The sequence below is a fragment of the Alistipes shahii WAL 8301 genome (assembly GCF_025145845.1).
GTDB lineage: Bacteria > Bacteroidota > Bacteroidia > Bacteroidales > Rikenellaceae > Alistipes > Alistipes shahii.
On record NZ_CP102253.1, the window covers coordinates 3,754,898 to 3,780,691 of the forward strand.

The 25,794-nt window shown below is 58.4% G+C and carries 24 protein-coding genes and 1 pseudogene; 13 read left to right on the forward strand and 12 right to left on the reverse strand.

The window, feature by feature from the left end; translation table 11 throughout:
• The first annotated feature begins 2 nt into the window (after positions 1 to 2).
• Positions 3 to 974: a methionyl-tRNA formyltransferase gene (fmt, locus tag NQ492_RS15920; protein ID WP_015546217.1), complete on the forward strand. Its 972-nt coding sequence runs from the start codon at positions 3 to 5 to the stop codon at positions 972 to 974.
• Positions 975 to 1,079: 105 nt separating this feature from the next.
• Here fmt and NQ492_RS15925 read toward each other — a convergent pair whose 3' ends face one another.
• Positions 1,080 to 1,772, reverse strand: a complete 693-nt coding sequence (locus NQ492_RS15925) for a peroxiredoxin (RefSeq protein ID WP_015546218.1) — start codon at positions 1,770 to 1,772, stop codon at positions 1,080 to 1,082.
• A gap of 544 nt (positions 1,773 to 2,316) precedes the next feature.
• Here NQ492_RS15925 and NQ492_RS15930 point away from each other — a divergent pair.
• A complete protein-coding gene (locus NQ492_RS15930) occupies positions 2,317 to 2,712 on the forward strand; it encodes a hypothetical protein (protein ID WP_118406326.1) in 396 nt (131 codons plus the stop codon).
• A gap of 106 nt (positions 2,713 to 2,818) precedes the next feature.
• Here NQ492_RS15930 and NQ492_RS15935 read toward each other — a convergent pair whose 3' ends face one another.
• The 7 genes from NQ492_RS15935 to serC all read right to left on the reverse strand — a co-directional run bounded on the left by NQ492_RS15935 (position 2,819) and on the right by serC (position 9,183).
• Entirely contained in the window at positions 2,819 to 3,361 is a 543-nt protein-coding gene (locus tag NQ492_RS15935) for a 2-oxoacid:acceptor oxidoreductase family protein (protein ID WP_015546220.1), read from the reverse strand.
• Between the two features lie 4 nt (positions 3,362 to 3,365).
• Positions 3,366 to 4,133, reverse strand: coding sequence for a thiamine pyrophosphate-dependent enzyme (locus NQ492_RS15940; protein ID WP_015546221.1), 768 nt, complete (start codon positions 4,131 to 4,133; stop codon positions 3,366 to 3,368).
• A 6-nt stretch (positions 4,134 to 4,139) separates the two neighbouring features.
• Positions 4,140 to 5,234, reverse strand: coding sequence for a 3-methyl-2-oxobutanoate dehydrogenase subunit VorB (locus NQ492_RS15945; RefSeq protein WP_015546222.1), 1,095 nt, complete (start codon positions 5,232 to 5,234; stop codon positions 4,140 to 4,142).
• Positions 5,235 to 5,237: 3 nt separating this feature from the next.
• On the reverse strand, positions 5,238 to 5,465 hold the full coding sequence (locus tag NQ492_RS15950; protein ID WP_015546223.1) for a 4Fe-4S binding protein: 228 nt from the start codon (positions 5,463 to 5,465) through the stop codon (positions 5,238 to 5,240).
• A 310-nt stretch (positions 5,466 to 5,775) separates the two neighbouring features.
• Positions 5,776 to 7,023, reverse strand: coding sequence for a DUF1015 domain-containing protein (locus tag NQ492_RS15955; RefSeq protein WP_022061116.1), 1,248 nt, complete (start codon positions 7,021 to 7,023; stop codon positions 5,776 to 5,778).
• 79 nt (positions 7,024 to 7,102) lie between these two features.
• Positions 7,103 to 8,026, reverse strand: a complete 924-nt coding sequence (locus NQ492_RS15960; protein ID WP_044054692.1) for a 3-phosphoglycerate dehydrogenase — start codon at positions 8,024 to 8,026, stop codon at positions 7,103 to 7,105.
• Between the two features lie 83 nt (positions 8,027 to 8,109).
• On the reverse strand, positions 8,110 to 9,183 hold the full coding sequence (gene serC / locus NQ492_RS15965; protein ID WP_015546225.1) for a 3-phosphoserine/phosphohydroxythreonine transaminase: 1,074 nt from the start codon (positions 9,181 to 9,183) through the stop codon (positions 8,110 to 8,112).
• A gap of 277 nt (positions 9,184 to 9,460) precedes the next feature.
• On the opposite strand from serC, the gene NQ492_RS15970 reads away from it, so the two are divergent.
• From NQ492_RS15970 to NQ492_RS15995, 6 genes are all read left to right on the forward strand, one after another.
• Positions 9,461 to 10,321 (forward strand): YicC/YloC family endoribonuclease, encoded by an 861-nt coding sequence (locus NQ492_RS15970; RefSeq protein WP_015546226.1) that lies wholly within the window; start codon positions 9,461 to 9,463, stop codon positions 10,319 to 10,321.
• 124 nt (positions 10,322 to 10,445) lie between these two features.
• Positions 10,446 to 11,009 (forward strand): guanylate kinase, encoded by a 564-nt coding sequence (gene gmk, locus NQ492_RS15975; RefSeq protein WP_015546227.1) that lies wholly within the window; start codon positions 10,446 to 10,448, stop codon positions 11,007 to 11,009.
• Between the two features lies 1 nt (position 11,010).
• Positions 11,011 to 11,820: a nicotinate-nicotinamide nucleotide adenylyltransferase gene (locus NQ492_RS15980; RefSeq protein ID WP_015546228.1), complete on the forward strand. Its 810-nt coding sequence runs from the start codon at positions 11,011 to 11,013 to the stop codon at positions 11,818 to 11,820.
• A gap of 1 nt (position 11,821) precedes the next feature.
• Positions 11,822 to 12,805, forward strand: a complete 984-nt coding sequence (locus NQ492_RS15985) for a D-alanine--D-alanine ligase family protein (protein WP_044054004.1) — start codon at positions 11,822 to 11,824, stop codon at positions 12,803 to 12,805.
• Positions 12,802 to 13,374 carry a DUF3109 family protein gene (locus NQ492_RS15990; protein ID WP_015546229.1) on the forward strand — a complete coding sequence of 191 codons (573 nt, stop codon included), beginning with the start codon at positions 12,802 to 12,804 and terminating at the stop codon, positions 13,372 to 13,374. The genes NQ492_RS15985 and NQ492_RS15990 overlap by 4 nt, the downstream gene beginning before the upstream one ends.
• A 10-nt stretch (positions 13,375 to 13,384) precedes the next feature.
• A complete protein-coding gene (locus tag NQ492_RS15995) occupies positions 13,385 to 14,584 on the forward strand; it encodes a M23 family metallopeptidase (RefSeq protein ID WP_015546230.1) in 1,200 nt (399 codons plus the stop codon).
• 186 nt (positions 14,585 to 14,770) lie between these two features.
• Here NQ492_RS15995 and proC read toward each other — a convergent pair whose 3' ends face one another.
• The 3 genes from proC to NQ492_RS16010 form a co-directional block, all read right to left on the reverse strand.
• Complete coding sequence (proC, locus tag NQ492_RS16000) at positions 14,771 to 15,553, reverse strand: pyrroline-5-carboxylate reductase (protein ID WP_195285621.1); 783 nt, start codon at positions 15,551 to 15,553, stop codon at positions 14,771 to 14,773.
• 38 nt (positions 15,554 to 15,591) lie between these two features.
• Positions 15,592 to 16,269: a YggS family pyridoxal phosphate-dependent enzyme gene (locus tag NQ492_RS16005; RefSeq protein WP_022061126.1), complete on the reverse strand. Its 678-nt coding sequence runs from the start codon at positions 16,267 to 16,269 to the stop codon at positions 15,592 to 15,594.
• Between the two features lie 103 nt (positions 16,270 to 16,372).
• The gene (locus NQ492_RS16010; protein WP_044054006.1) at positions 16,373 to 17,599 is read right to left on the reverse strand and encodes a WD40-like domain containing protein; all 1,227 of its coding nucleotides are present in this window, start codon (positions 17,597 to 17,599) and stop codon (positions 16,373 to 16,375) included.
• A 218-nt stretch (positions 17,600 to 17,817) separates the two neighbouring features.
• Between NQ492_RS16010 and NQ492_RS16015 the strand changes: the two genes are divergently transcribed.
• From NQ492_RS16015 to NQ492_RS16030, 4 genes and pseudogenes are all read left to right on the forward strand, one after another.
• Positions 17,818 to 19,512, forward strand: coding sequence for a C69 family dipeptidase (locus tag NQ492_RS16015; protein WP_015546232.1), 1,695 nt, complete (start codon positions 17,818 to 17,820; stop codon positions 19,510 to 19,512).
• Entirely contained in the window at positions 19,512 to 20,888 is a 1,377-nt protein-coding gene (gene lpdA, locus NQ492_RS16020; protein WP_083810276.1) for a dihydrolipoyl dehydrogenase, read from the forward strand. Before NQ492_RS16015 ends, lpdA begins: the two co-directional genes overlap by 1 nt.
• A gap of 307 nt (positions 20,889 to 21,195) precedes the next feature.
• Positions 21,196 to 22,400: pseudogene (locus tag NQ492_RS16025) on the forward strand (phage integrase SAM-like domain-containing protein).
• Positions 22,401 to 22,780: 380 nt separating this feature from the next.
• Positions 22,781 to 23,788, forward strand: a complete 1,008-nt coding sequence (locus tag NQ492_RS16030; protein ID WP_015546535.1) for an IS110 family RNA-guided transposase — start codon at positions 22,781 to 22,783, stop codon at positions 23,786 to 23,788.
• A 448-nt stretch (positions 23,789 to 24,236) separates the two neighbouring features.
• On the opposite strand, the gene NQ492_RS16035 is transcribed toward NQ492_RS16030, so the two are convergent.
• A complete protein-coding gene (locus NQ492_RS16035; RefSeq protein ID WP_009596716.1) occupies positions 24,237 to 24,755 on the reverse strand; it encodes a DUF3408 domain-containing protein in 519 nt (172 codons plus the stop codon).
• A gap of 456 nt (positions 24,756 to 25,211) precedes the next feature.
• On the opposite strand from NQ492_RS16035, the gene NQ492_RS16040 reads away from it, so the two are divergent.
• Positions 25,212 to 25,499, forward strand: coding sequence for a plasmid mobilization protein (locus NQ492_RS16040; protein ID WP_118406431.1), 288 nt, complete (start codon positions 25,212 to 25,214; stop codon positions 25,497 to 25,499).
• The last annotated feature ends 295 nt before the right edge of the window (positions 25,500 to 25,794 follow it).

Genomic DNA, 25,794 nt, shown 5'->3' on the forward strand with positions numbered 1-25,794 from the left:
GCATGAACGCCAAAGACCTTCGCATCGTATTCATGGGCACGCCCGAATTCGCCGCGCCGTCGCTGCGGGCGCTCGTCGGGGGCGGCTACAACGTCGTGGGCGTGGTGACTTCGCCCGACAAACCCGCCGGACGCGGACAGAAAATACACCAAAGCGAGGTTAAGATCGCGGCTCTGGAACTGGGTCTGCCGGTATTGCAGCCCGAAAAGCTGAAAGCCCCGGAGTTCGTCGAGGCCCTCGAGGCGCTGCGGCCCGACCTGGGCATCGTGATCGCCTTCCGCATGCTCCCCGAGGTCGTCTGGGCCATGCCGCGGCTGGGGACCTTCAACCTCCACGCCTCGCTGCTGCCCCAATACCGCGGGGCCGCGCCGATCAACTGGGCGATCATCAACGGCGAGACCGAGACGGGCGTCACCACGTTTCTGCTGAACCACGAGATCGACAAGGGCGGCATCATCGGGCAGATCCGGGTTCCGATCCTTCCGGAAGACAACGTCGGGACGCTCTACGAACGTCTGATGACAACGGGAACCTCGCTCGTAACCGAAACCGTCGACCGCATTGCGGCGGGGGAGATCCGGCCCGTGGAGCAGCAGCACATCGACGAGGCGACGCTGCGCCCGGCGCCGAAGATTTTCAAGGAGGACTGCCGGATCGACTGGGAAAAACCGGGCCGCGAGATCGTGAATTTCGTCCGCGGACTGTCACCCTATCCGGCGGCATGGACCGAGATGTACCGCGAGGGCGACGGCGAAGCGTCGAGCGCCAAGATTTTCTCGGCGTCGTTCGAGGCCGCGGTCCACGGCGAGGCGTGCGGCACGCTCCAGAGCGACGGAAGAACCTTTATCCGCGTGGCGTGCGCCGACGGATGGATCGCCCTCGGAGAACTGCAAATAGCGGGCAAAAAACGGCTCGCGGTGCGCGAATTGCTCCTCGGGTGGCGCGACGTACAGCAATGCCGCTTCCGGGAATAGAGCGGAGCGGCCTTTGCCGACCGTCCCCGGATTGCAGAGATACGAATGCACACGACAGAAGAGGCTTCCCGCGGGAAGCCTCTTCTGTCGTGCAATGCAGGGGCGTCATACCTTCTCGCCGAGTTTCCGTCCGATCTCCTCTTTCGGCAGCGGTTTGGTGCAGAAAAACCAGTCGTAGCACTTCGCCCCTTCGGGAACCTTCTCCTGATCGTCGCCCTTCATCGGCACGATCACCTCGTCGCCCGGACGCCAGTCGGCGGGCAGCGCGATGCCGAAGGCATCGATGGTCTGCAAGCCCACCAAAACCCGCCTGATCTCGTCGAAATTGCGGCCCAGAGCCAGCGGATAGTAGATCATCGCCCGCAGCACGCCCTTCGGGTCGACGAAGAACACGGCGCGCACGGCGGCGGTCTGGCTCTCGCCGGGCTGGATCATGCCGTAGAGCGACGCCACTTTCATCGCAACGTCGTCGATGATCGGGAACCCGACCTTCACATCCTTCATGCCCTTGTACTCGATCTTCTCGCGGATGGTCTTGAGCCATGCGATATGGCTGTTGCGGCTGTCGACCGACAGGCCGACCAGTTCGCAGTTCAACGCCCGGAACTCCTCGGTACGCGCCCCGAAAGTGAGTATTTCGGTGGTGCAGATCGGGGTGAAATCGGCAGGGTGGCTGAAAAGAATCACCCATTTGCCCTTGTAATCGTCCGGGAAGCTGATCTTCCCCTTGGTGGTCATGGCCTCGAATGCCGGAACCGGCTCGCCGAGCCGCGGCATCTGCTGTTCGTTCTTTTCCATAAATCGGAGTTTTTAAAAGTTTATACCCGGACATGCAAAGTCGATGCCCTGCCGGAATTCATTTTCCAAGATACGGAATTTGCCGGTACGTTATCCGCCGATTTCCCGCCGCACACGGAAGCGTATACACAAACGGCTTTTTCGGATAGGCGGACGGCATTTCCGGACTTCTGAATAAAATAAAAAGGCATCCGATTTCATTCCTCCGGAAAGATTTGTATATTTGCGTGAAGAACCCCTAAACCCGTAGCCTATGGTCAGATAACAAACCGAACACCATCCCGATCCAACCGCGCCGCGGCATTCCCGGCGCATACATATAAAAAGCGTTAGCTTTGCGTCTTTGCATATCGAAATCTGGAAAATTTCAAATTGTGGCAAAAGAAGTGAAGTTGATGCTCACGTCTATGGCGTGGGCTTCACTTTCTATTATTGCCACAAGGTATTCCAGAACCTCGATATGCGATGATAAAAGTTATGTCCCACGTTTTTTATGTACCTAACCCAACCCAGCCGCAGGGACACGGCACATATTCACCATACAATGAAATATTTCGGAATATTCCTGTGCTCATCTCTTTTGATGACCTCCTGCGCCACCGTTTTTTGCGGATCGAAAGCAAAAGTGACCTTCGACAGCGACATCGCAGAAAAAGCGACCCTTACGATCGACGGCCGCAAATACACCAATGTCACTTTCCCCTACACGACCAAAATCAGACGCGGTTTCGACGAAACGGTCGTCAAAGCCGAATCGCCTGCCTATACAACGGAAACGGTTATCATCAACAAAAGTTTCAACGCCGTATCGGTCATCAATCTGCTGAACATACTCGGATGGGGAATAGACGCTGCGACCGGAGCCATGACCAAACCGGAATTCAAATTCTATCAGATTGACTTTCAGCCGAAAGAAGAAAAATCCATAAAACAAGATTAAAAACAACGAATACAATCTACATGAAAAGCAATGGATGATTTGTAATATCAAAGAGAGGCGCCCCCGCAACGGGGGCGCCTCCTTCTTCATAAAATATGTCACTGAATCACCGCTTGCGGATTATCTCGCCGCCGTGGCGGATGGCCTCCTCGTTGGCCGGAAGCATTTTCCACGCGCGCTCGGGAAGCGACTTTTTCAGACCCACCATCACGTTCTCCATCGCGACCACGGGGCGCACCTTGAGGTAACCGCCCAGGATCATCGTGTTGAACAGTTTGGCCTGACCCATCTTCGCACACTCGGCCGTGGCGTCGATCGCATAGACTTCGATGTCCTTGCGCACGGGGTGCCGCGTGATGCCGTTCGTGTCGTAGATCAGCACGCCGCCCGGCTTGACCATCGGCTCGAATTTCTCCATCGACTGCTGGTTCAGGATGATCGCCGTGTCGAATTCATGGGCGATAGGCGACGAAATCTTCCGGTCGGAGAGAATCACCGTCACGTTGGCCGTGCCGCCGCGCATCTCGGGACCGTAGGAGGGCATCCACGTCACCTCGAAATCCTGCATCACCCCCGAGTAAGCCAGAATCTTACCCATCGAGAGGACGCCCTGTCCTCCGAATCCTGCAATTATCAACGTCTCTTTCATAGCGTTACTCTTTTTTAACATCTTTAATGTCGCCCAGCGGATAGAAGGGCAGCATGTTCTCGGCAAGCCACTGGTTCGAAGCCACGGGCGAGAGTTTCCACCCGCTGTTGCAGGTCGAGACGACCTCCACGAGCGAAAAACCGTTGCCGGCCATCGAATTCTCGAACGCCTTGCGGATCGCCTTTTTGCACTTGCGCACGTTGGCCGCCGTATGCACGCTCTGGCGCGTGATGTAGGTCGCGCCGTCCAGATGGGCCATCATCTCGGCGATCTTGTAGGGATAGCCGTTCAGCCGCGGATCGCGGCCGTAGGGGGTCGTCGCGGTCTTCATGCCCAAGAGGGTGGTCGGAGCCATCTGGCCGCCGGTCATGCCGTAGATCGCATTGTTGATGTAGACGGCCACGACGTTCTCGCCGCGCGCCGCCGCATGGATCGACTCCGCCGTACCGATGGCCGACAGGTCGCCGTCGCCCTGATAGGTGAAGACCATATTCTGCGGGTAGAGCCGCTTCACGGCCGTCGCAACGGCCAGCGCGCGCCCGTGCGCCGCCTCGATCCAGTCGATGTCGATATAGTTGTAGGCGAACACCGAGCAGCCCACGGGCGAAATGCCCACGGTCTTCTCCGCGAGTCCCATCTCCTCGATGACCTCGGCGATGAGCTTGTGCACCGTGCCGTGACTGCAACCCGGGCAGTAGTGCATGACGTTATCGGTGATGAGTTTCGGTTTTGCGTAAACCAGATTCTCCGTTTTCTTTTCAACCTCTGCCATCGTCTTCTACTTTTTAATCAGTTTTTCCTTGAGCGCGTCGAGCACTTCGTCCGGGTTGAACATCATGCCGCCCTGACGCCCGTAATGCTCGACCGGGGCCTTGCCGTTGACGGCCAGCCGCACGTCCTCGACCATCTGCCCGGCGTTGAGTTCCGCCGAGAGGAATCCCTTGACGCCCCGCGCGGCCATCTCGGCAAGCTGCTTCTTGGGGAAAGGGTAGAGGGTGATCGGACGCAGCAGGCCGACTTTCAGCCCCTCGGCGCGAGCCATTTCGACCGTCGCCGAGCAGATGCGGGCCGACGAACCGAAGGCCACGATCACGTAGTCGGCGTCGTCGCACTCGATGGCTTCGTAACGCACCTCGTTCTCTTCCAGCGCCTTGTATTTCTCCTGCAACCGTTTGTTGATGACTTCCATCTTCTCCGACTGCAATTCGAGCGAAGTCACGATGTTGCGCGCGCGGCCGGCGGGTTTGCCCTGCGCGGCCCACGCGCCGCACTCGGCTTTCAGCTCCTCGTCGGTCTTGCGCGGACGCTGGGGTGCGAGCACCACCTTCTCCATCATCTGACCGATGGCGCCGTCGGCGAGGATCAGCGCCGGATTGCGGTATTTGAACGCGAGGTCGAACGCCTCGAACACATGGTCGTGCATCTCCTGCACCGAGTTGGGAGCCAGCACGATCATGTGGAAATCGCCGTGGCCGCCGCCTTTGCAGGCCTGGAAATAGTCGCCCTGCGAAGGCTGGATCGTACCCAGGCCCGGGCCGCCGCGCTGGCAATTGACGATCAGGCAGGGCAGCTCGGCGCCCGCCAGGTAGCTCAACCCCTCGGACATCAGGCTGATGCCGGGGCTGGACGAGGAGGTCATCACCCGTTTTCCGGTCGATGCGCCGCCGTAGACCATGTTGATCGAAGAGATCTCCGACTCGGCCTGCAAAACGACCATGCCCGTGGTCTCCCACGGTTTGAGTTCCATGAGGGTCTCCATCACCTCCGACTGCGGAGTGATGGGGTATCCGAAATATCCGTCGCAACCGTAGCGAATGGCCGCATGGGCGATCACTTCGTTGCCTTTCATCAGTTTCACTTCATTCTCTGCCATAGCTTACTCGAATTTTTGACGATAAACCGTAATGCAGCTATCCGGACAAATCACCGCACAGGAGGCACAGCCCGTGCAGGAATCGGGATTGACCATCCACGCAACGGGATAACCTTTGCTGTTGACCTCCGCCGACAGCGCGAGCACGTCGCACGGACAGGCCGAAGCACAGACCCCGCACCCCTTGCAGCGCTCCTTGTCGACAACGATTGTTCCTTTGATTTTTGCCATAACGCCTAATATTGTTAAGTTGCTTACAAATATAATAAATAATCGGATAAAAACGATTCGGATTGCAACATTTCTTTCGGCATAAACGACAAACAAAAAGCAGAAAATCCGCATGTTCCCGTGCGAACTCCCTGCATACAAAACCGTTCGGCCGTCATCCGGCTTTCGGATCGGGACCGTATTTATTTCCGCCCCGCGTCCCGGGCGTACGGCACCGAACGGGGAGCTGCCGGCAATCCGGCCCAGAGGCGGTTCGGGATTCCGCAAGTTTCCCGCAAAAAAAGAGCCGCCCGCAGGCGGCCCTCGTCGATTATTTTTCGTCGAACGAGTGGATCACCACTCCCGACCGCAGTTTGGGTTCGAACCACGTGGTCTTCGGCGGCATGATGTTGCCCGTGTCGGCAATGTTGATCAGCTGCTGCATCGAGACGGGGTAGAGGGCGAACGCCGCCTTCATCTCCCCGCTGTCCACACGGCGTTTCAACTCGCCCAGACCGCGGATGCCGCCCACGAAGTCGATCCGCTTCGAGGTGCGCAGATCCTTGATGTCCAGAATCCGGTCCAGCACCAGATTCGACAGCACCGTAACGTCCAGCACGCCGATCGGGTCGTTGTCGTCATAGGTGCCCGGCCGGGCCGTCAGGCTGTACCAGCGGCCGTCGAGGTACATCGAAAAATTGTGCAGCGCCGCGGGGCGGTACTCCTCCGTCCCCTTGTCCTCAACGACAAACGACTCGTTGAGTTTTTCGAGAAGTTCGGCAGGCGTCAGGCCGTTCAGATCCTTCACCACGCGGTTGTAGTCGATGATGCGGAGCTGGCCCGCCGGGAAGGTCACGGCCAGGAAATAGCAGTACTCCTCGCAGCCCGTGTGGTTCGGATTCTTCGCGCGGCACTCCTGTCCCACGCGCGCCGCGGCGGCCGTGCGGTGGTGTCCGTCGGCGACGTAGAGCGCCGGGATGCCCGCGAAAATCTCCGTGATACGGTCGTTGGTCTTCCGGTCGCGGATCACCCACAACTGGTGCCCGAAGCCGTCGGCAGCCGTGAAATCGTACTCCGGGGCGTTGTTTTTCACCACGTCGGCGACGATGGCGTCGATCTCGGCATCGTCGGGATAGGCGAAGAACACCGGCTCGATGTTGGCCTTCTGGTTGCGGACGTGGATCATGCGGTCCTCCTCCTTGTCGGGACGCGTCAGCTCGTGCTTCTTGATCGCCCCCGAGAGATAGTCCTCGAAATGGCAGCACATCGCCAGACCGTACTGCGTGCGGCCCTCCATCGTCTGCGCATATATATAGTAGTACTCCTCGGGGTCCTGCCGCAGCCAGCCTTCGGACTGCCAGCGGCGGAAATTCTCGACCGCCTTGTCGTAGACGGGCTGCGAATGCTCGTCGGCGATGGGGTCGAAGTCGATCTCGGGCTTGATGATGTGCAGCAGCGAACGCTCCGTGGCTTCGGCCTTCGCCTCGGCGGAGTTGAGTACGTCGTAGGGGCGCGAAGCCACCTCGGAGGCATGCTCCTTCGGGGGACGGACTGCGCGGAAAGGTTTTATTCTAACCATAATGCATCGGTTGTTTTAAGGCGAAAAAGCGGGTCCGTCATATGAGATATGCGCACCCGCCTTTTCGCACGGTTGGTTTCTATTTGTTGACCTGGAAACGGGTGTTGCCGTTCTTCAGAAAATCGACGATCTGGTTGGCGGCGGCGAGTCCCGCGTTGACATTGGCCTCGGCGGTCTCGGCGCCCATCTTCTTCGCCGTGGCGAAAACCCGTTTGCCGAACTTCTCGTCCAGCTCGGCCTGATTGCCGGCGGCGATGTCGGTGATGTATTTCAGGTCCTCGCGTTCGGTCATAGCGCGCGCGACGCCCTCCTCGTCGATCACCTCCTTGCGGGCGGTGTTGACCAGCGTCGCGCCCTTGGGCATCGACATCATCAGGTCGTAGCCGATCGAGCCTTTGGTCTGGGCCGTGGCGGGAATGTGCAGCGAAAGGAAGTCGGAAACCCGGTAAAGCTCCTCGACCGAAGCCACTTTCTTCACGCCGTCGGCCTCGAAGACCGCCCCGTCGGCGATGAACGGATCGTAGGCGACGACATTCATGCCCAACGCCTTGCCCTTGCGGCCCACCAGTCTGCCGACGTTGCCGTAGGCGTGGATGCCGAGGGTTTTGCCCTGGAGTTCCGTACCCGTACCCGGCGTGAAGCGGTTGCGCGACATGAAGATCATCATGGCCAGCGCCAGTTCGGCCACGGCATTGGAGTTCTGACCCGGGGTGTTCATCACCACGATGCCCCGCGCCGAAGCCGCCGCAAGGTCCACGTTGTCGTAACCCGCGCCGGCGCGGACCACGATCTTCAGGTTTTTCGCCGCGGCGATGACCTCGGCGGTCACCTTGTCGCTGCGGACGATCAGCGCGTCGACGTCGGCCACGGCTTCGAGCAGCTGGCCCTTGTCGGTGTATTTTTCGAGCAGCGCCAGTTCGTATCCGGCGTCCTCGACGATCTTACGGATTCCGTCCACGGCCTTTTTGGCGAAGGGTTTTTCCGTTGCAACCAGTATCTTCATAGTTTCGATCAATGACGTGAAATAAATATCCTGTTCTTTTTTTGTCTCCCGCATCAGCGGGACGATGGTCGGACACATCGGAGCTATTTCTTATGCGCCTCGGCGAACTCCTGCATGCAGGCCACCAGCGCCTCGACGCTCTCCTTGGGCAGGGCGTTGTAGCACGACGCGCGGAAGCCGCCCACCAGACGGTGGCCCTTGATGCCGACCATGCCGCGGCTCTTGGCGAACTCCATAAACTCGGGAGCCAGCTCCTCGCAGCCCTCGGCCATCACGAAGCAGATGTTCATCAGCGAACGGTCCTCCTTCTCGACCGTACCGCGGAAGAGCGGGTTGCGGTCGATCTCGTCGTAGAGCAGCGCGGCCTTCTCCTTGTTGCGGCGGTAGATTTCGTCGACGCCGCCGATCGACTTGAGCCACTTCAGGGTCTCCTTCAGGACGTAGATCGGGAACACGGGAGGAGTGTTGAACATCGAGTTGTTCTCGACATGGGTCCTGAACGACATCATCGTCGGCAGGTCGCGGACGATCCTGTCCAGCATATCCTCGCGGATGATGGCGAACGCCACGCCCGCGGGAGCCAGGTTCTTCTGCGCGCCGCCGTAGATCATGGCGTATTTCGAAACGTCCACCGGGCGCGAGAGGATGTCCGAAGACATGTCGGCGATCAGGGGCACGGGCGACGAGAGGTCCTCGTGGTACTCCGTGCCGTAGATCGTATTGTTCGAGGTGATATGCACATAGTCCAGGTCGGCGGGAATGGCGAACCCCTTGGGAATATAGGTGAAGTTCCTGTCCTCGGACGAAGCCAGCACCTCCACTTCGCCGTAACGTTTCGCCTCCTTGATGGCCTTTTTGGCCCAGACACCCGTATTCACATAACCGGCCTTCCTGCCCAGGAAGTTGGCGGGAATTTCATAGAAATAGGTACTTGCACCGCCCCCAAGATAGATGATCTTGTAGTTGTCGGGAATGTGGAGCAATTCGCGGAAAAGAACGTCGGCCTCGGCCATCACGTCGTCGAAATCCTTCGTCCGGTGCGAGATCGAAAGCAGCGAAAGACCCGATCCGTTGAAGTCGAGAATCGCCTTGGCCGCATTTTCGATGACCTCGTCCGCCAGAATGGAAGGTCCCGCATTGAAGTTGTGCTTTTTCATAATAATTCGTATGTGATTTGAATGATCTGACTCTTAACTGTTAGTTTGCTAACACAAATATAAATAAAAAAATTTCAGAAATACAAAGATAGCCAAATAAATTTCACTCCGCAGGAAGAACGCCCCTCTTTTCGGATTGTTTTTGTTAATTTTACCGGGAACAAACCCCGGCTCGGACAGGCTGCGCCCCGGCAAAATGCAAGTAAACTTGCTTTTGCGCTCGGCTTGCACTATCTTTGCCGAAAAATTACAAGTTCCCGTACACATGGTAAAATCAATGACCGGCTTCGGCAAAGGCGAGGCCGCACTCCGGAATAAGAAAATCACGGTCGAGATCCGCTCGCTGAACTCCAAGCAGTTGGACCTCTCGCTGCGCCTCCCGGCAGTCTACCGGCAGTCGGAATACGAGATCCGCAACCTGATCGCCCGCACGATCCAGCGGGGCAAGGTCGACGTCTTCGTCACGGTCGAGTCGCAGGCTGTCGAAACGTCGGCGCGCATCAACCGCGAGGTGTTCCGCGAATACCTCCGCCAGATGAACGACACGCTTTCGTTCTCGGGCATCGACGCTGGCTACGACGCCATCCTGCCCGTGATCATGCGTCTTCCGGATGTCGTCGCGACCGAGGCCGAAGCCATCTCCGAAGAGGAGCACGCCGCGCTGCTCGCCGCCGTGGAGGCTGCCGCTGCGCATCTCGACGCGTTCCGCGAGCAGGAGGGCGCCATCCTGATCGCCGACCTGTTGCGCCGCGTGGAGCTGATCGAGCAATATAAAACAGAGGTCGTGCCCTTCGAGAAGGCCCGCACCGAAACGGTCAAGGCCCGCATTCTGGACAACCTCTCGAAACTGGCCGTCGACGTGGACCGCAACCGGCTGGAGCAGGAGATGATCTTCTACCTCGAGAAACTCGACATCACCGAGGAGAAAGTGCGCCTCACGAACCACTGCAACTACTTCCGGGAGGTGGCCTCTTCGGAGGAGGGCGCAGGCCGCAAGCTGGGCTTCATCGCGCAGGAGATGGGCCGCGAGATCAACACGATGGGATCGAAGGCCAACGAGCCGAACATCCAGATTCTCGTCGTCAAGATGAAGGACGAGCTGGAGAAGATCAAGGAACAGGTATTGAATATCCTGTAATCCGCAGATTACAGGATATTCCAATTAAAAATTGAGACTGAAAAATTAAAAATTCCATTCGGCAAAATCATCCGGAGAAGAGAACGATTTTTCATTTCTAATTTTTCATTTTTAATTTCATCAAATGGGTAAGGTCATCATATTCTCCGCCCCGAGCGGTTCAGGCAAAACCACCATCGTCCGGCACCTGCTGGAACGCTATCCGCAGTTCGAATTCTCCATCTCGGCGACCAGCCGCGCCCCCCGCGGCCAGGAGCGCGACGGGGTGGACTACTACTTCCTCTCGCACGGGGAGTTCATGCAGGCCGTGGCCGAAAACCGCTTCGTGGAGTGGGAGGAGGTCTACAAGGGAACCTGCTACGGCACGCTGCGCTCGGAGGTGGAGCGCATCTGGGCCAAGGGCCATGTGATCGTCTTCGACGTCGACGTGGTCGGCGGCATCAACCTCAAGCGCATCTTCGGCGACGACGCCTGCTCGGTGTTCATCATGCCGCCCTCGGTCGAGGAGCTGCGCCGACGGCTCGAAGGCCGCGGCACGGACGCCCCGGAGGTGATCGACCGCCGCGTGGCCAAGGCCGAATTCGAACTGACGAAAGCCCCCGAGTTCGACCACGTGGTGGTCAACGACTGCCTCGACGAGGCCGTGTGCGGCACGTGCAGCATCCTCGACCAATTCATCGCACGGTAGGATGAAACGGGTCATGCTCTATTTCGGGTCGTTCAACCCCGTGCACCGCGGCCACATCGCGCTGGCGGAATACGTCGTCGGGCAGGGTCTCTGCGACGAGGCCGTGCTGGTCGTTTCGCCCCAAAGCCCCTACAAACAGGCCGCGGAACTGGCTCCCGAAATGGACCGTTTCGAAATGGCCGAGATCGCCTGCGCCGCTTCGAAATACCCGGATCGCATCAAACCTTCGGTCGTGGAATTTCTGCTGCCGAAACCCTCATACACAATAGATACCCTGCGTTACCTCAAGGAAAACTTCGGGTCAGGGATGCAGTTCTCGATCCTGATGGGCAGCGACCAGATCGCGCGCCTCGCGGGATGGAAGGAGTACGAACAAATCCTCGAATACCCGGTTTACGTCTACCCGCGGCGCGGCGAACCGGCGGAGGGATTCGAAGGGCGCATCACGCCGCTGACGGACGCCCCGTTGCAGGACTTCGCCTCGACGGACGTGCGCGACCGCATCGGGCGGGGCGAGGACGTCGCCGCCATGCTCGACGAGGGCGTCGCCGCCTACATCCGCCGCAAGGGGCTGTGGAGTCCCGCGACGCGCATCGCGGCCCTCGGGGCGCAGATCGCCGCCGAGCCCGGAAACACGGCGCTTCTGGTCGAGCGCGGAAAACTCCATTACCGGATGGGCGAGTGGGGTCCGGCCCTCAACGACTTCAACGCGGCGCTGCGTATCGACGACACGCATGTCGAAGCCAAGGAGTTCGCCCGGATGGTGCAGGAGATACTGGAATTCCGATACAAAGATATATACAACCCCTGAAATGACACGTTTGAAGATAGCCCTCCTGGCGGGCGGCGATTCGCCCGAACGGGAAATCGCCCTTCAGAGCGCCGCCCAGATCGAGGCGGCCCTCGACCACTCGAAATACGACATCACGGTCATCGACCTCCACGGCCGCGACTGGCACCATACGGCCCCCGACGGGCGGCAGTGGCAGGTGGACAAGAATGATTTCTCGATCACCGTCGACGGTGTGCGCAAGGCGTTCGACTACGCGCTGATCATCATTCACGGCACGCCCGGCGAGGACGGCAAGCTGCAAGGCTACCTCGACATGATGGGCGTTCCCTATTCGTCGTGCTCGATGACCTCGTCGGTCATCACCTTCGACAAGATCACCGCCAAACGCACGCTCGCAGGGCGTGTCAACCTGGCCCGCGAGGTCTTCCTGCGCCGCGGCGAAGCGTTCGACCCGGCGCAGATCGTCGCGGAACTGGGAATGCCCCTGTTCGTGAAGCCCAACGCCAACGGCTCGTCGTTCGGCGTGACGAAGGTGCACGCCCCGGAGGAGCTTCCGGCAGCCATCGAAGCGGCATTCGCCCAGGGCGACGAAATCCTGATCGAGGAGTGTGTCACGGGCCGCGAAATGGGCTGCGGCATGCTCGTCGCCGGCGGCAGGGAGTATGTTTTCCCGATCACGGAGATCGTTTCGAAGAAGGATTTCTTCGACTACGAAGCCAAATACACCGCCGGATTTTCCGACGAAATCACCCCTGCGGACATCACCCCGGAGGTGAAGGCCGAGCTGAACCGCATGACCCGCGAGGCGTACCGCACCTGCCGCTGTTCGGGCGTCGTAAGGGTAGACTTCATCGTCACCCCCGCGGGCGTGCCCTATTTCATCGAGCTGAACTCGATTCCCGGCATGAGCAGGGGAAGCATCGTTCCCAAACAGGCCCGCGAAATGGGCATGTCGCTCGGAAAACTCTATGACATCATCATCGCCGACACCTGCCGCAAATGATCGAGATAGACGACAAAATCGTAAGCGCCGACCTGCTGCGCGAGTGTTTCGCCTGCGACATCGCGCAGTGCAAAGGGATCTGCTGCGTCGAAGGCAACGCCGGGGCGCCGCTCGAAGCCGACGAGGTGGAGATACTCGAACGCGAATACCCCAATTACAGGCCCTACATGACGGCGGAAGGCATCGAGTCGGTCGAACGGCAGGGATTCATGGTCGTCGACGAAGACGGCGACCTGACGACGCCGCTCGTGGACGACGCCCAGTGCGCCTATACCTACACGGAAAACGGCGTCACGCTCTGCGCCATCGAAAAAGCGTGGGCCGAAGGCAAAACCCCGTTCCGCAAGCCGATTTCGTGCCACCTCTATCCGATCCGCGTGATGCGCTTCTCGAACGGCACGGTGGGACTCAACTACCACCGCTGGTCGGTGTGCGCTCCGGCCCGCCGGTGCGGCGCCAGGCTGGGCATTCCGGTCTACAAAGCCCTCCGGGAACCGATCGTCCGCCGTTTCGGCGAGGAATTCTACAAGGCGCTGGAAGCCGCCGAAGAGCTGATCAAGCAACAATAAGAAAGAGATTATGAAAAAATACATTTTCACCCTTATCGCCCTCTCGATGGTCTTCACCGCGACGGCCCGCAAGCCCAAAAACACGCGAACGACAGAGGCGGCGGCCCGCGAAATCGCCGCGGCCGATTCGCTGCGCCTGGTTGCGTCGCGGCAGGCCGCGCTGATCGACTCGCTGCAAAACCTCGTCGCCGTTGCCGAACAGCGGGATGAAACGGCTGAGAGCGAGACTGCCGCTCCCGATCCGGTCGTCGACCCGGAGCAGGCCGCGGCGGATTCCGTGGCGGCGCTGCGCCTCCGTCTCCGGCCCACGAAGATCGAGTCCATTTTCGACACCAACGGGCTGACCGTGCTCGACACCCTCGCCACGGAAAACGACGCCGTGCAGGTGATCCTGTACAGCAACAATTCGTGGAAATACGTCCTCAACCGCGAGGTGGCCAAAGACAGCACGATTTTCGAGAAATACTGGGACACGACGACGCTCTTTCCCTACAAGGAGGTCGACATGTCGGAAATGCCCAAATCGGTGGTGATCGACCTCGTCGACTCGCTGACCAGTTACCACTGCCCCTATCAGGGTTCGGTGCACCCGCGCGGCAAATACGGTCCGCGACGCCGGCGCCAGCATCAGGGCGTGGACCTGCCGCTCAAGACAGGCGACCCGGTTTACGCCACCTTCTGCGGCCGCGTACGCATCTCGCAGTACAACAGGGGCGGTTACGGCAACCTGGTGATCATCCGCCACGACAACGGGCTGGAGACCTACTACGGCCACCTGTCGGAACGTCTGGTGGAACCCGACCAATGGGTCGAGGCGGGGCAGATCATCGGTCTGGGCGGTTCGACGGGCCGGTCGACGGGACCTCATCTCCACTTCGAGACCCGCTACTACGGACAGTCGTTCGACCCCGAACGCCTGATCGATTTCAAGAACGGAACGTTGAGCCGCGAGACCTTCCTCCTGAAGAAGTCGTTCTTCAGTATCTACTCCAACGCCGGACAGGATTTCGAAGACGAGATCGCCAACGAGGAGCAGGACAAGAAGGAAGCCGCCGAGAAAGCGGCCATGAAATACTACAAGATCCGTTCGGGCGACACGCTGGGCGGCATCGCCCGGCGCTACGGAACGACCGTGACGAACATCTGCCGCCTGAACGGCATCAAATCGACCACCGTGCTGCGCATCGGACGCTCGCTGCGGGTGCGATAGGGCAGCTCCCGATGAGAAACCGCCGGACCTTTTCGCAAGGTCCGGCGGTTTTCCTATTCGGACGCAAACGGCGTCGCTTCGTCCCGCAGCCCCCAAAAAACGATTTCCGGCCCCGGGCGCAGAACCGGATGACAAGCGTCCCGAAGCCACTATCCGCCCCTAAAACCCGCCTTTTAGGCGGGCGGGTTATTTTTTATTCTGAATAGCGTCGATGGCGTCGATCACCGCGCCGCGGAAGCCCTTGCGCTCCAGTTCGGCGACGCCCGCGATCGTCGTTCCGCCGGGCGAACAGACGGCGTCCTTCATCGCACCGGGATGCTGCCCCGAGGCGAGCTGCAATTTCCCGGTCCCGACGATCATCTGGCTCGCCATGCGGTAAGCGTCGGCACGCGCAACGCCGTGCTTGACGGCAGCGTCCCCGAGCGCCTCGATGAACATGGCGACGAACGCCGGGCCGCAGCCGCAGACGGCACTCGATATGCCGAGCAGGGCGGTGTCCATCGGCAGGACGAGGCCGATCTTCGAGAAGAGCGCCTCCACCTGCCGCCACTCCCCGTCCGAAAGCGAATGGCGGCGTTCGCAGACGATGATGCCTTCGCAGACCGAAACGGGCGTATTGGGAACGATGCTCAAATGGTGCGTGCCGGGGGCGAGCATCCGCTCGCAGTCGTCGAACGTAACGCCCGCGGCCACCGATACGACGATCTTCTTCGCCAGAAGCTCCCGGACGGGCGCAAGCACCGCCTCGACCTGATAGGGTTTCACGGCGACGACGACCAGATCGGCGAACTCCGCGACCGCCGCCGCGTCGTCGAAAGCCCGGAAGCCCTGCGGCTCCGTGTTGCTCCGCAGTTTCGCCCGGTCGCGCGCGCACGCGCCGATGTCGCCGGGCTGCACGGCCCCCGAGCGGACAAGCCCGCCCGCCATGGCCTGCGCCATATTTCCGAATCCAAGAAATCCGATTTTCATATAAGTCTGGTATAATTTATCATTCGTACAGCAACCACTCATAAAACGGGCTTCTTAAGCCCGCGCCGGCCGAATATCAACGAGCCGACGCGCACCATCGTCGAGCCGCACTCGACCGCCAGCGGATAGTCGTGCGACATGCCCATCGACAGCGTGTCGAACCGCGGTCCGAAGTAGGGTTGCAGCAGTTCGAAACAGCGTTTCAGCTCCATGAAATCGCGGCGTATCGCCGTGCCGTCGTCGGTATTGGTGGCAATGCCCATCACGCCCCGCACGCAGACGTCCGGCATACGGGCAAACGGGGCCGTGCGGACATACTCCATCAGTTCGGCCATATTCCAGCCCGTTTTGGTCTCCTCCTCGGCGACGTGGATCTCCAGGAGGATTTCGAGCGTCCGGCCGCACTTGGCCGCCTCGCGCTGGATAGCCTCGGCCAGCCGCGCGCTGTCGACCGAATGGATCAGCGCGACGAACGGGGCGATGTATTTGATCTTGTTGGTTTGCAGGTGGCCGATCATGTGCCACTCGATGTCCTTGGGCAGGGCTTCGTGTTTTTCGCGCAGTTCCTGCGGGCGGCTCTCGCCGAAAACGCGGTGGCCGGCGTCGTAGGCCGCGCGGATCGCCTCCGCAGGGTGGGTTTTCGACACGGCGACCAGCTTCACCCCCTCGGGAAGCGTCGAGCGCACGAACGACAGTTGACAGGCTATTGAAGACATAAGTTTTTCGGTATTTGCCCGGTAAAAATACGCAAAATTCGTACAACACGAAACAGACCCGGGAAAAATCCGGGTCTGCGACTCGTTTTTCTGCACGAAAACACTATTTCGCCATGACGATCTCCGAGCAGCCGAACTCCCCGGGAAGGGTTCGCTGCGTCTTCTTCAGCGCATCGTAGACGTGGATGCGACGCATGCCGTCCGCCTCGCACAGCAGGTAGATTTCCAGCGAATCCTTATCGGGAGCATACTCCGTGACCGAAAGCGCCGTGCCCGGAACTTCGGCCAGCGTCTCGCCGAAAGCGCCGTCACCGGCGGCGTTGAACAGCCGCAGCTGCGTTTTGCCCCCGGCCGAAACGGCATAGCCGCCCGCCTGAACCATCCTGTCCGGCTCGTCGGCCGAGGCGACCACGGTCCAAAAGGGGATCATCGCATCGGCCCCGACGGCTTCGCCCGGTCCCGCCCCGCCGTAGACCCTCAACACCAGCGGAGCGCACGTCCCGTCGGCATTGCGCTGCGCGAGCAGCAGGTCGGAACCGACCCGCACGAACGGCTGCACGGCCAGCGTCTGCACGACCTCGTCGGGCACCTGCCAGGAGACCGGAGCCGGGGAGGGAGAGCGGGTCGCGCTTCGGGTCGTCAGCGTCAGCCGCCCCGCGTCGTGGGAAATGAGTCCGACGGAGGAATCGGTGACCTGCCCGGCAAACAGGTAATTCCGGTACCCGAAATCGTCATAATAATTCATCGTGAGGTCGAAACCTGCCATCGAACCGGAGCAGACGCCGTAAATCCAGCCCGAGCCGGGAAGCCCCACGGCGCAGGCGATTCCCCGGCCGATGCCGAGCGTCGCAACCCGTGTCACCCCGCCCGTTGACAGGTCGATGCGCTCGATCAGGGTTTCGTCCGTATCGGATTTCGAAATGCCGTAGAGCGCTTCGGCTTTCGGGGTTCCGTCGGCAACGCGGATCTTGCCCAGCGGCATCATCCGGCCCCGGCGGAGCAACAGCACCCGAACCGTCGAAGCGGGGTAGTGCCCCGGGGCCAGAAAGGTGACGCTCGTGGCGGAACGCACCGTGACGATCCCGCGCACGCCCTTGGCATAACCCTCCGGAGCGAACCCTTCGGCACTCTCCTGCCAATGGATTTCGAGCATGATTTCGTCATCAGCCTCAAACCCTTCGGCCGAGACGGTCACCCCGTCGCCGGGCGCAAAGACCCACGAATCGGGCGGCATGACGACGTTCTTCACGAAAACGAGAACCCGGTCCTTGTCCGAAGAACAGGCCCCGAAGATCGCCCCGGAAAGGAGCAGAAACAGCATCTTTCTCATTCAAATAGCTGGATTTCATATTTTTACCACCACTCCGGGGGGGGGTATTTCCGGGGTGCGCAGAAAGCGTATCCGCTCACAAAGATAACGTTTTTTCGCCGTTATCCGATTTGTTTTCCATCTTTGGCGTCGTAACGACACTTTTATTCATCAGTCGGAAGATTCGGTTTTGAATCCATCCGACTTTTTCGTATCTTTGGTCTCAAAACCTGAAAAGCATGAAAAAAATCCGATTGATTCTTGCAGCGGCGGCCGCCCTCACATACGGCGCGGCGTCGGCCTGCACCAATTTCATCGTCACCCAAGGTGCCTCGACCGACGGTTCGGTGATGGTCACCTATGCGGCGGACTCCCACGCGCTCTACGGCGCACTGTACCACACCCCCGGCGGCAAACACAAGTCCGGGGCGATGCTGCCCGTCTACGAATGGGACACAGGCCGTTACCTGACGGACATCCCGCAGGTCCGCGAAACCTGGTCGACCATCGGCAACATGAACGAACATTCGCTCATCATCGGCGAGACGACCTACGGAGGCCGCCCCGAACTGGAGGACTCGACGGGCCGCATGGACTACGGGTCGCTGATCTACATCACCTTGCAGCGTGCCAAAACCGCACGTGAGGCCATCAGCGTGATCGCCGAGCTGGCCGACACCTACGGCTACGCGTCGAGCGGCGAGTCGTTCTCGATCGCCGACCCCGACGAGGCGTGGATCATGGAGCTGATCGGCAAGGGTTTCAAGGACGACGGCAAGGGCGGCAACGCCCGCAAAGGCATCGTCTGGGTGGCCCGCCGCATTCCCGACGGCTACGTCTCGGCCCACGCCAACCAGGCCCGCATCACCACCTTCCCGAAGGACGATCCCGAGAACTGCCTCTACTCCCCGGACGTGATCTCGTTCGCCCGTGAAATGGGTTACTACAACGGCCCGGACGCCGATTTCAGCTTCTCGGACGCCTACGCGCCGCTCGACTTCGGCGGCATGCGCGCCTGCGAAGCCCGCGTGTGGGCCTTCTTCCGCACCGTGGCCGACGACATGGACCGATACACCGACTACGCGATGGGCCACAACAAGGACAACCGCATGCCGCTGTGGGTCAAGCCCCGCGCGAAGGTGTCGCCCAAGACGCTCTTCGACTGCATGCGCGACCACTACGAGGGGACCCCGATGGACATGACCGCGGATCTCGGCGCCGGAGGCCACAACTGCCCCTACCGCTGGCGTCCGATGGAATTCGAGGTCGACGGCGTGAAGTACGTCAACGAGCGCGCCACGGCCACCCAGCAGACCGGATTCTGGTTCGTGGCGCAGGCCCGGCCCGACGTGACGCGCGACATGGGCATCCTCTGGTTCGGCGTGGACGACGCGGCCACCTCGTGCCTGACGCCGATCTTCTGCTCGGCGCAGGAGGTCCCCGGGTGTTTCCGCGAGGACAACGGCTCGATGCTCGAATATTCGCCCACGTCGGCGTTCTGGCTCTTCAACCGCACGACCAATTTCGCCTACATGCGCTACGACATGATCTCCGCGGACATCCGCAAGGTCACGGACAAGTGGGAGAACGACATGCTCCGCAACGTGCAGGCGCTCAACGCCCGAGTCGGAAAAATGTCGCCCGAGGCACGCCGCAGCCACCTCACGCAGCTGAGCGTGGAGACGGCGCAGCAGCTGTTCGACCGCTGGCAGCGGCTCAACAACTACCTGCTGGTGAAATACATGGACGGCAACGTCAAGAGCGAGCACGGCGACGTGCTGACGTTCCTCGACGGCGACGGCTCTGCGGCGCATTTCGTCGACAACGGCAACGGGAAACAGATTCCCGGCAAGATCCAGTTCCCGGGCTACAACGAGAAATGGAAGCGCGCCGTGGCCAAAGACAATGGTGAAATACTAAAAGTAGTGAAATGATGCGGTACGACATCATCATCGTGGGCAGCGGCCCCGGAGGCTATGTGGCGGCGATCCGCGCCGCGCAGTTAGGGAAAAAGACGGCGCTCGTGGAGCGCGCCGAACCGGGAGGCGTCTGCCTCAACTGGGGCTGCATCCCGACCAAGGCGCTGCTCAAGAGCGCGCAGGTCTACGGATACTGCAAAAACGCGGAGCATTACGGACTGGAACTTGCAGGGGAGGTGCGCCCCAACCTCGAAGCCATCGTGGCGCGTTCGCGCAGCGTGGCCGAAACCATGTCGAAGGGCGTGCGGTTCCTGCTGAACAAGAACAAGATCGACCTGATCCCCGGATTCGGGCGGCTCACGGCCCCGGGGCGCATAGACGTCGACGGGGCGGAGTACGAGGCCGACCACATCGTCCTCGCCACGGGAGCCAGGCCGCGCGAAATGGCCTTCATGCCCATCGACGGCGAGCATGTGATCTCGTCGCGGCAGGCGCTGACGCTCACGCGCCTGCCCGAATCAATGATCGTCGTAGGTTCGGGAGCCATCGGCAGCGAGTTCGCGTGGTTCTACGCCGCGCTGGGCGTGCGGGTCACCATCGTCGAATACATGCCCCGCATGATGCCGCTCGAAGACGAGGAGGTGTCGAAGACCATGGAGCGCGCATTCCGCAAACTGCGCGCGACGGTGCTCACTTCGACCACGGTGAAAGCAGTGAAGGTCAACGCCGAAGGGCTTTGCGAAGTGGAGATCGAGGGCAAAAAAGGCGCGGAGACCCTGACGGCCGATGTCGTGCTGTCGGCCGTGGGCATCCAATCCAACATCGAAGGCATCGGCCTCGAAGAGCTGGGCGTCGCCGTCGAACGCGACAAGGTCGTCGTGGACGAATTCTACCGCACCAACGTTCCGGGCGTCTACGCCATCGGCGACATCGTGCCGGGTCCGGCGCTGGCGCACGTGGCTTCGGCCGAGGCCGTCTGCTGCGTGGAGTCCATCTGCGGACTCGCCCCCGCGCCGGTGGACTACACGACCATTCCGTCGTGCATCTTCACCCAGCCCGAAGTGGCGTCGGTCGGCATGACCGAACAGCAGGCGCAGGAGCGCGGCATCGCCTATAAAGCCGGCCGCTTCCCCTTCACCGCATCGGGCAAGGCCACGGCGGCGGGCGACCGCGACGGATTCGTCAAACTGCTCTTCGACGAAGAGGACCGCCTGCTGGGAGCGCACATGGTCGGGGCGTCGGTGACCGAGATGCTGGCCGAGCCGACGCTGGCGCGCACGCTGGGCGTCACGGCCCACCGGATCGCCCGCACGATCCACGCCCATCCGACGATGAACGAAGGCGTCATGGAAGCCGCCGAAGCGGCCCTGGGCGCGGCGATCCACCTGTAAAGGCCTCCGGCCATCCCCGGAAAAAACATGCGGCGGACCTTCATGGTTCGGTATTTGTAGGTAACGGAATATGCAGAAAAGAGTAAATGTCTTGTTTATAAGTATTTAATTCTCTTTTCCGCATGTGCCCGAAGCAATAAAATAGCAGAATCGGGCAGGTTTAACGGTGAGTTTCGTTACTTATCCGTTACCTGCCCGAAATGCTTTGATTTGCATCAAAACATTCGTTTTCAGTTCGTTGCATCGAATTACCGCATACCAAATAACTTGACATTACGTTTAACCCATCCACAAAGTTCAAGTTATTATGCAACGCAGCACTTTCAAAGTCCTTTTCTATGTGAAACGGCAGTCCGAAAAATCGGGTCAGGTTCCCGTCATGGGTCGTATCACGATCAACGGTACGATGTCGCAGTTCAGCTGCAAACTCACCGTCCGTTCTTCTCTCTGGGATGCCAAAGCGAACAAAGCCGCAGGCAGAAGCCTCGAATCGCAGCGCATCAACGAGAATCTGGAGAATATCAAGACCAATATCGGCAAGCAGTACCAGCGTCTCTGCGACCGGGATTCGTATGTTACGGCCGAAAAAGTCCGTAACGCCTTTCTGGGTATGGGGGACGACTGCCGCCTGCTGTTACAGACTTTCGACGAATACCTCGCAGGCTTTCTCAAACGTGTGGGCAAAGACCGCGCCTATTCGAGCTATGACAATTACCGCAAACGCCGTAACCGCCTTGCCTCTTTCCTCGAATACGAATACCACGTCAAGGATATTGCGTTCAAAGAGCTGAAGCGGGAGTTCGTGGAAAAGTTCGTCGTCTACCTCTCCACGGTAAAGGGTCTTGCTTCCGGGACGATCCATTCTACACTCAAGAAGCTGAAGCTGATGACCTACACGGCGTATAAGAACGGCTGGATTGCCGTCGATCCTTTCGCCGGGTTCTATGTCAAAGCGGAATACGCTGAACGACGTTATCTATCCGCTTCGGAATTGCAGGCCGTCATGGATGTCAGGCTCCCCAACTACCGGACGGGCATCAACCGTGACGCCTTCGTCTTCTGCGCCTTTACGGGTTTGAGCCATGCGGACGTAGTGAAACTCACCCACGCGGACATCCATACGGACGACAACGGAGAGCGGTGGATTATCGACAGACGCCAGAAGACGGGTACGCAATTCCGAGTCAAACTCCTTCCCGCCGCTGAAATGCTCTACAAGCGTTATAAGGATACATATCGCACAAGCGAGAAGGTTTTTCCGCTTAAAGGCACTTATAAAACACTGAACATGCCGGATTGTCGTTCAATCCGACGATCCACATGGCGCGGCATACCTTCGCTACGACGGTCACGCTTACGCAAGGCGTGCCTCTGGAAACGGTCTGCAAGATGCTGGGACATAAACGGATCACCACGACCCAAATCTATGCCAAAATCACCAATGACAAGATCGGACAGGATATGGCGGCATTAAGCGAGAAACTCAGCAGCGTCTTCAAGGTCGCACAGTAATGGCCTACGATCTTACAGCTAGTTCGATTTCCGATCTTGCTTCGTCAATGGCAGGGTAATTTTCGATGTAAGTTTTCCCACCGGCAGGGAATTAAACGCCGGAGATGAAAATACGCAAGGCCATGCGAATCGCCCAAAGGGCGAGCCTTGCGTATTTCCATCTCCGGCATTTTGCTGGTCGCATGTAGATTTGCAGCGTGATGTAATCACAGGTAATTTCGATATGGAGTCGCAGTGAACCGGGGCTTGTCGTAAGCTTTGAGGCTTGGCGGTAGATTTGGACTGCGACTCCATTAACCAGAGAGAATGGCTGTTTAGAATTGTAGGTTTGAAGACCTGGTACATGTGATAGCATACGACTCTCACAAAACTAACAAGTTATGCACTATTTGTATTATGTGGGTCTGGATGTGTCGAAAGAGACTTTCGATGCGTCTTTGGTCGCCTTCGAGGATGCAAACGAGATGGCTCACCGCAAATTCGCCAACTCCCGAAAAGGGATCTGCTCGTGTCTGCACTGGGTTGAGAAGCGGCATGGTATTCTGCTCGACGATGTGATTTTCTGCGCCGAGGATATGGGGAGCTACATATCCGAGATGGCGGTTTGTGCTTCCGACAGGACGCTGAATTTCAATTTTTCACTGATCTCGCCGTTGGTAATCAAGTATTCGATGGGTATTGCCCGTGGCAAAACAGACAGAGTGGATGCCCGGCGTATCGCCGAGTATGCGATCACTCACTATCGGAAGATAGCCCTTTATCTGCCTGCAGAGAAGGAGCTGTGTCAGTTGCGCACATGGCTGATCTTAAGGGCTCATCTGGCAAAACAACGTGTAGCGAAACTGGTGTTGCTCGAAAAATTAGACTACAAAGAGAAATTCGCGGATGTATCTATTCAACGTTCCATGCTCCAGGAGGAGATCGCGTATGCAGAAATTCATATGAAAACCATCGAACGGGAAATGAAGGAACTGATAGCCGCCGACAGCAACATTTGCCGGAACTACAAGCTGCTGACCAGCATCAAAGGTGTAGGGCCGATCACGGCCATTGTGATGCTCTGTTCGACGCTTAATTTCACCAAAATCACAGACCACCGCAAGTTTGCCTGCTATTGCGGGCTGGCTCCGTTCGAACATAGCTCCGGCACAAGCGTTCGCGGGGGATGCCACACATCGAGCATGGCGAATCGAGACATTAAAGTACAACTGAACCGCAGTGCACTGATTGCCATCAGGTGTGATCCGCAACTAAAGGCATATTACGAACGCAAAGCGGCTGAAGGTAAACATAAATTCAGCGTCCTGAATGCTGTGAGGGCCAAAATCGCCGCCAGATGCTTTGCCGTCGTAAGGCGTGGAACACCATATGTAGCGTTGCAGATATAATCCGGCATACATATCTGCCATTCGATAAGATTTTGAGATCATTCAAAATCTCAAAATCTTATTGTCGGAACAGTCCGTCTAATTGGGAGCCGAACCTACTCATAATTAATGTATTGTCATTTCCGTACTCCGCAAATTAACGATTCTGACTATGGGATGCAAGGCTATACAAGCGCTTCGCGGCCTTGCATCCCATAACCAGAATCATTTTGCTAAACGCTACGACAAAAAATGACAATTTCCGGGCATGAAACTTTTTGCAGCTTTTATTTGGTTTTATCTTAGAATTCTACCGTCGGAATAGGCGGCTTTCTGCGGCCCGGACGCTACCCTGCGGACTGCCCCTCCAATAGCCATAATCCACGACACGCACGTCATATACCCCAATAGGCATAACAACCGCTCCCGACGTTTCGTTCAGCTGTCCGTTATAATTCGCATTGTCTGTTCAAAACGGTCGTCTGTTGTTCTTCTTCTCGTGGAGATAATTCAGCTCACCGCTGTAAATGTCCATGACAAATCGCAGCATATTGTCGACCAAGGCCGTAAGCCTTGTACTCTCATTCCCTAACAGGTGGAGTATTTCCGATACTTTGTGCTTGGTTCGGGTACTGACATAGATCGCAGAGCGGTTGCGGCAATCCACCGGAGCGAAGAACGTGCGTTCAAAATCCGGTAGCGTGAGCTTTTTCCGACGGAAACCGGAATGTTCTTTTACGGTACTCGCAGTGGAGTCTATGCCTGTTTTCTCAGCAGTCGGTGCCGATGCTCCGGATACCGTTTCCGATGTGTTTTCCTCAAGAGCGTTCGTATCTTCCTCTTCCGGCTCGGGAATCCTGCGGACGACTTCCGAGTCCAAAGGGGCTTGTCCGGCGATCATCTGACGCATCAGTTCCTCGTCGACTTCGATACGGGGACGCTTAGCAGGATTGGGTGCGGGGTTGTCTTTTTCCTTTAATGAATCCATGGTGCAACGTTTTTGAGATTGATTGTCAGCCATACGAGCATAGAGTATGTATGTCTGGTTTATTGGGTTAAACCATTCAAAATACCGTTTTCTATTTCATGCAGTTTATATCGGGATAATGAACGCAATAAGAAAATCGACCTTTCATGCTGCAAGATACAACTGGGTGAAATACCTCGGTTCCGATGTCCGCTCCAGACCGCTCCAGTCCGTACCGAGGGTTTGTTTTGGCGCCCGCATGGTTGTAATATTGCAGAGGGAAACGACCCACCCTCGGAAGCCGTAGCGGAGGTTTGGCATAGATTTTTCGAAAATTTTTCCGCCGCGGATTTTTCGCCTCACTTGAGGCGAGCGAGCTGTACCTTCGTATGCCGAAAAAATTTTCGGCATACGAAAGGTGCTCGCTCTGCGAGGCCGGGTGGCGTTCCCGAGTCACGCCACCTTACAACCTACGATATGACAAGTTCAAAAAAGAGGATCGGACGCCCGACAACGACAGATCCCAGAGTCCACAGGTATAATTTCAAACTCACCACGGAGGAGAATATCCGCTTTAAGCAGATGCTTTATAAGGCGGGATCGGAGCATAACCGGAGCCGTTTTATCGTCAAAAGAATCTTCGCCGAGGAGTTTGTCGTCATCAAACGCGACCCGTCGAAGACGCAGTTTATTGCCCGGCTGAATGACTTTTATTTCCAATTTCAAAAGCTGGGGAATAACTGTGTGCCCGTCAAGGCGATATAATAAATATAGCGATGGCAAGCTATTAGGTAAGTGTTCTTTGAAAATAACCTATCATCAACCGACTTATCTGAAAGGGAAACCGGACAGGGAGTGTAGCATGTCGGGGGTAAACCATAAGTCAGTCAGTTATCGGACTGCGACTGAATGGGGTGATGAAAGACAGGTATGAGGATAAAATCCGGATTGATTGAATGACAGCCTGAGCGGTACCTAGCGAAACTGTGACGTTAAGGTAACTATACTCGTCATATCGTGATACTCTCATTGTGGTAGTTGTACAGAGAGAGCAAGAACT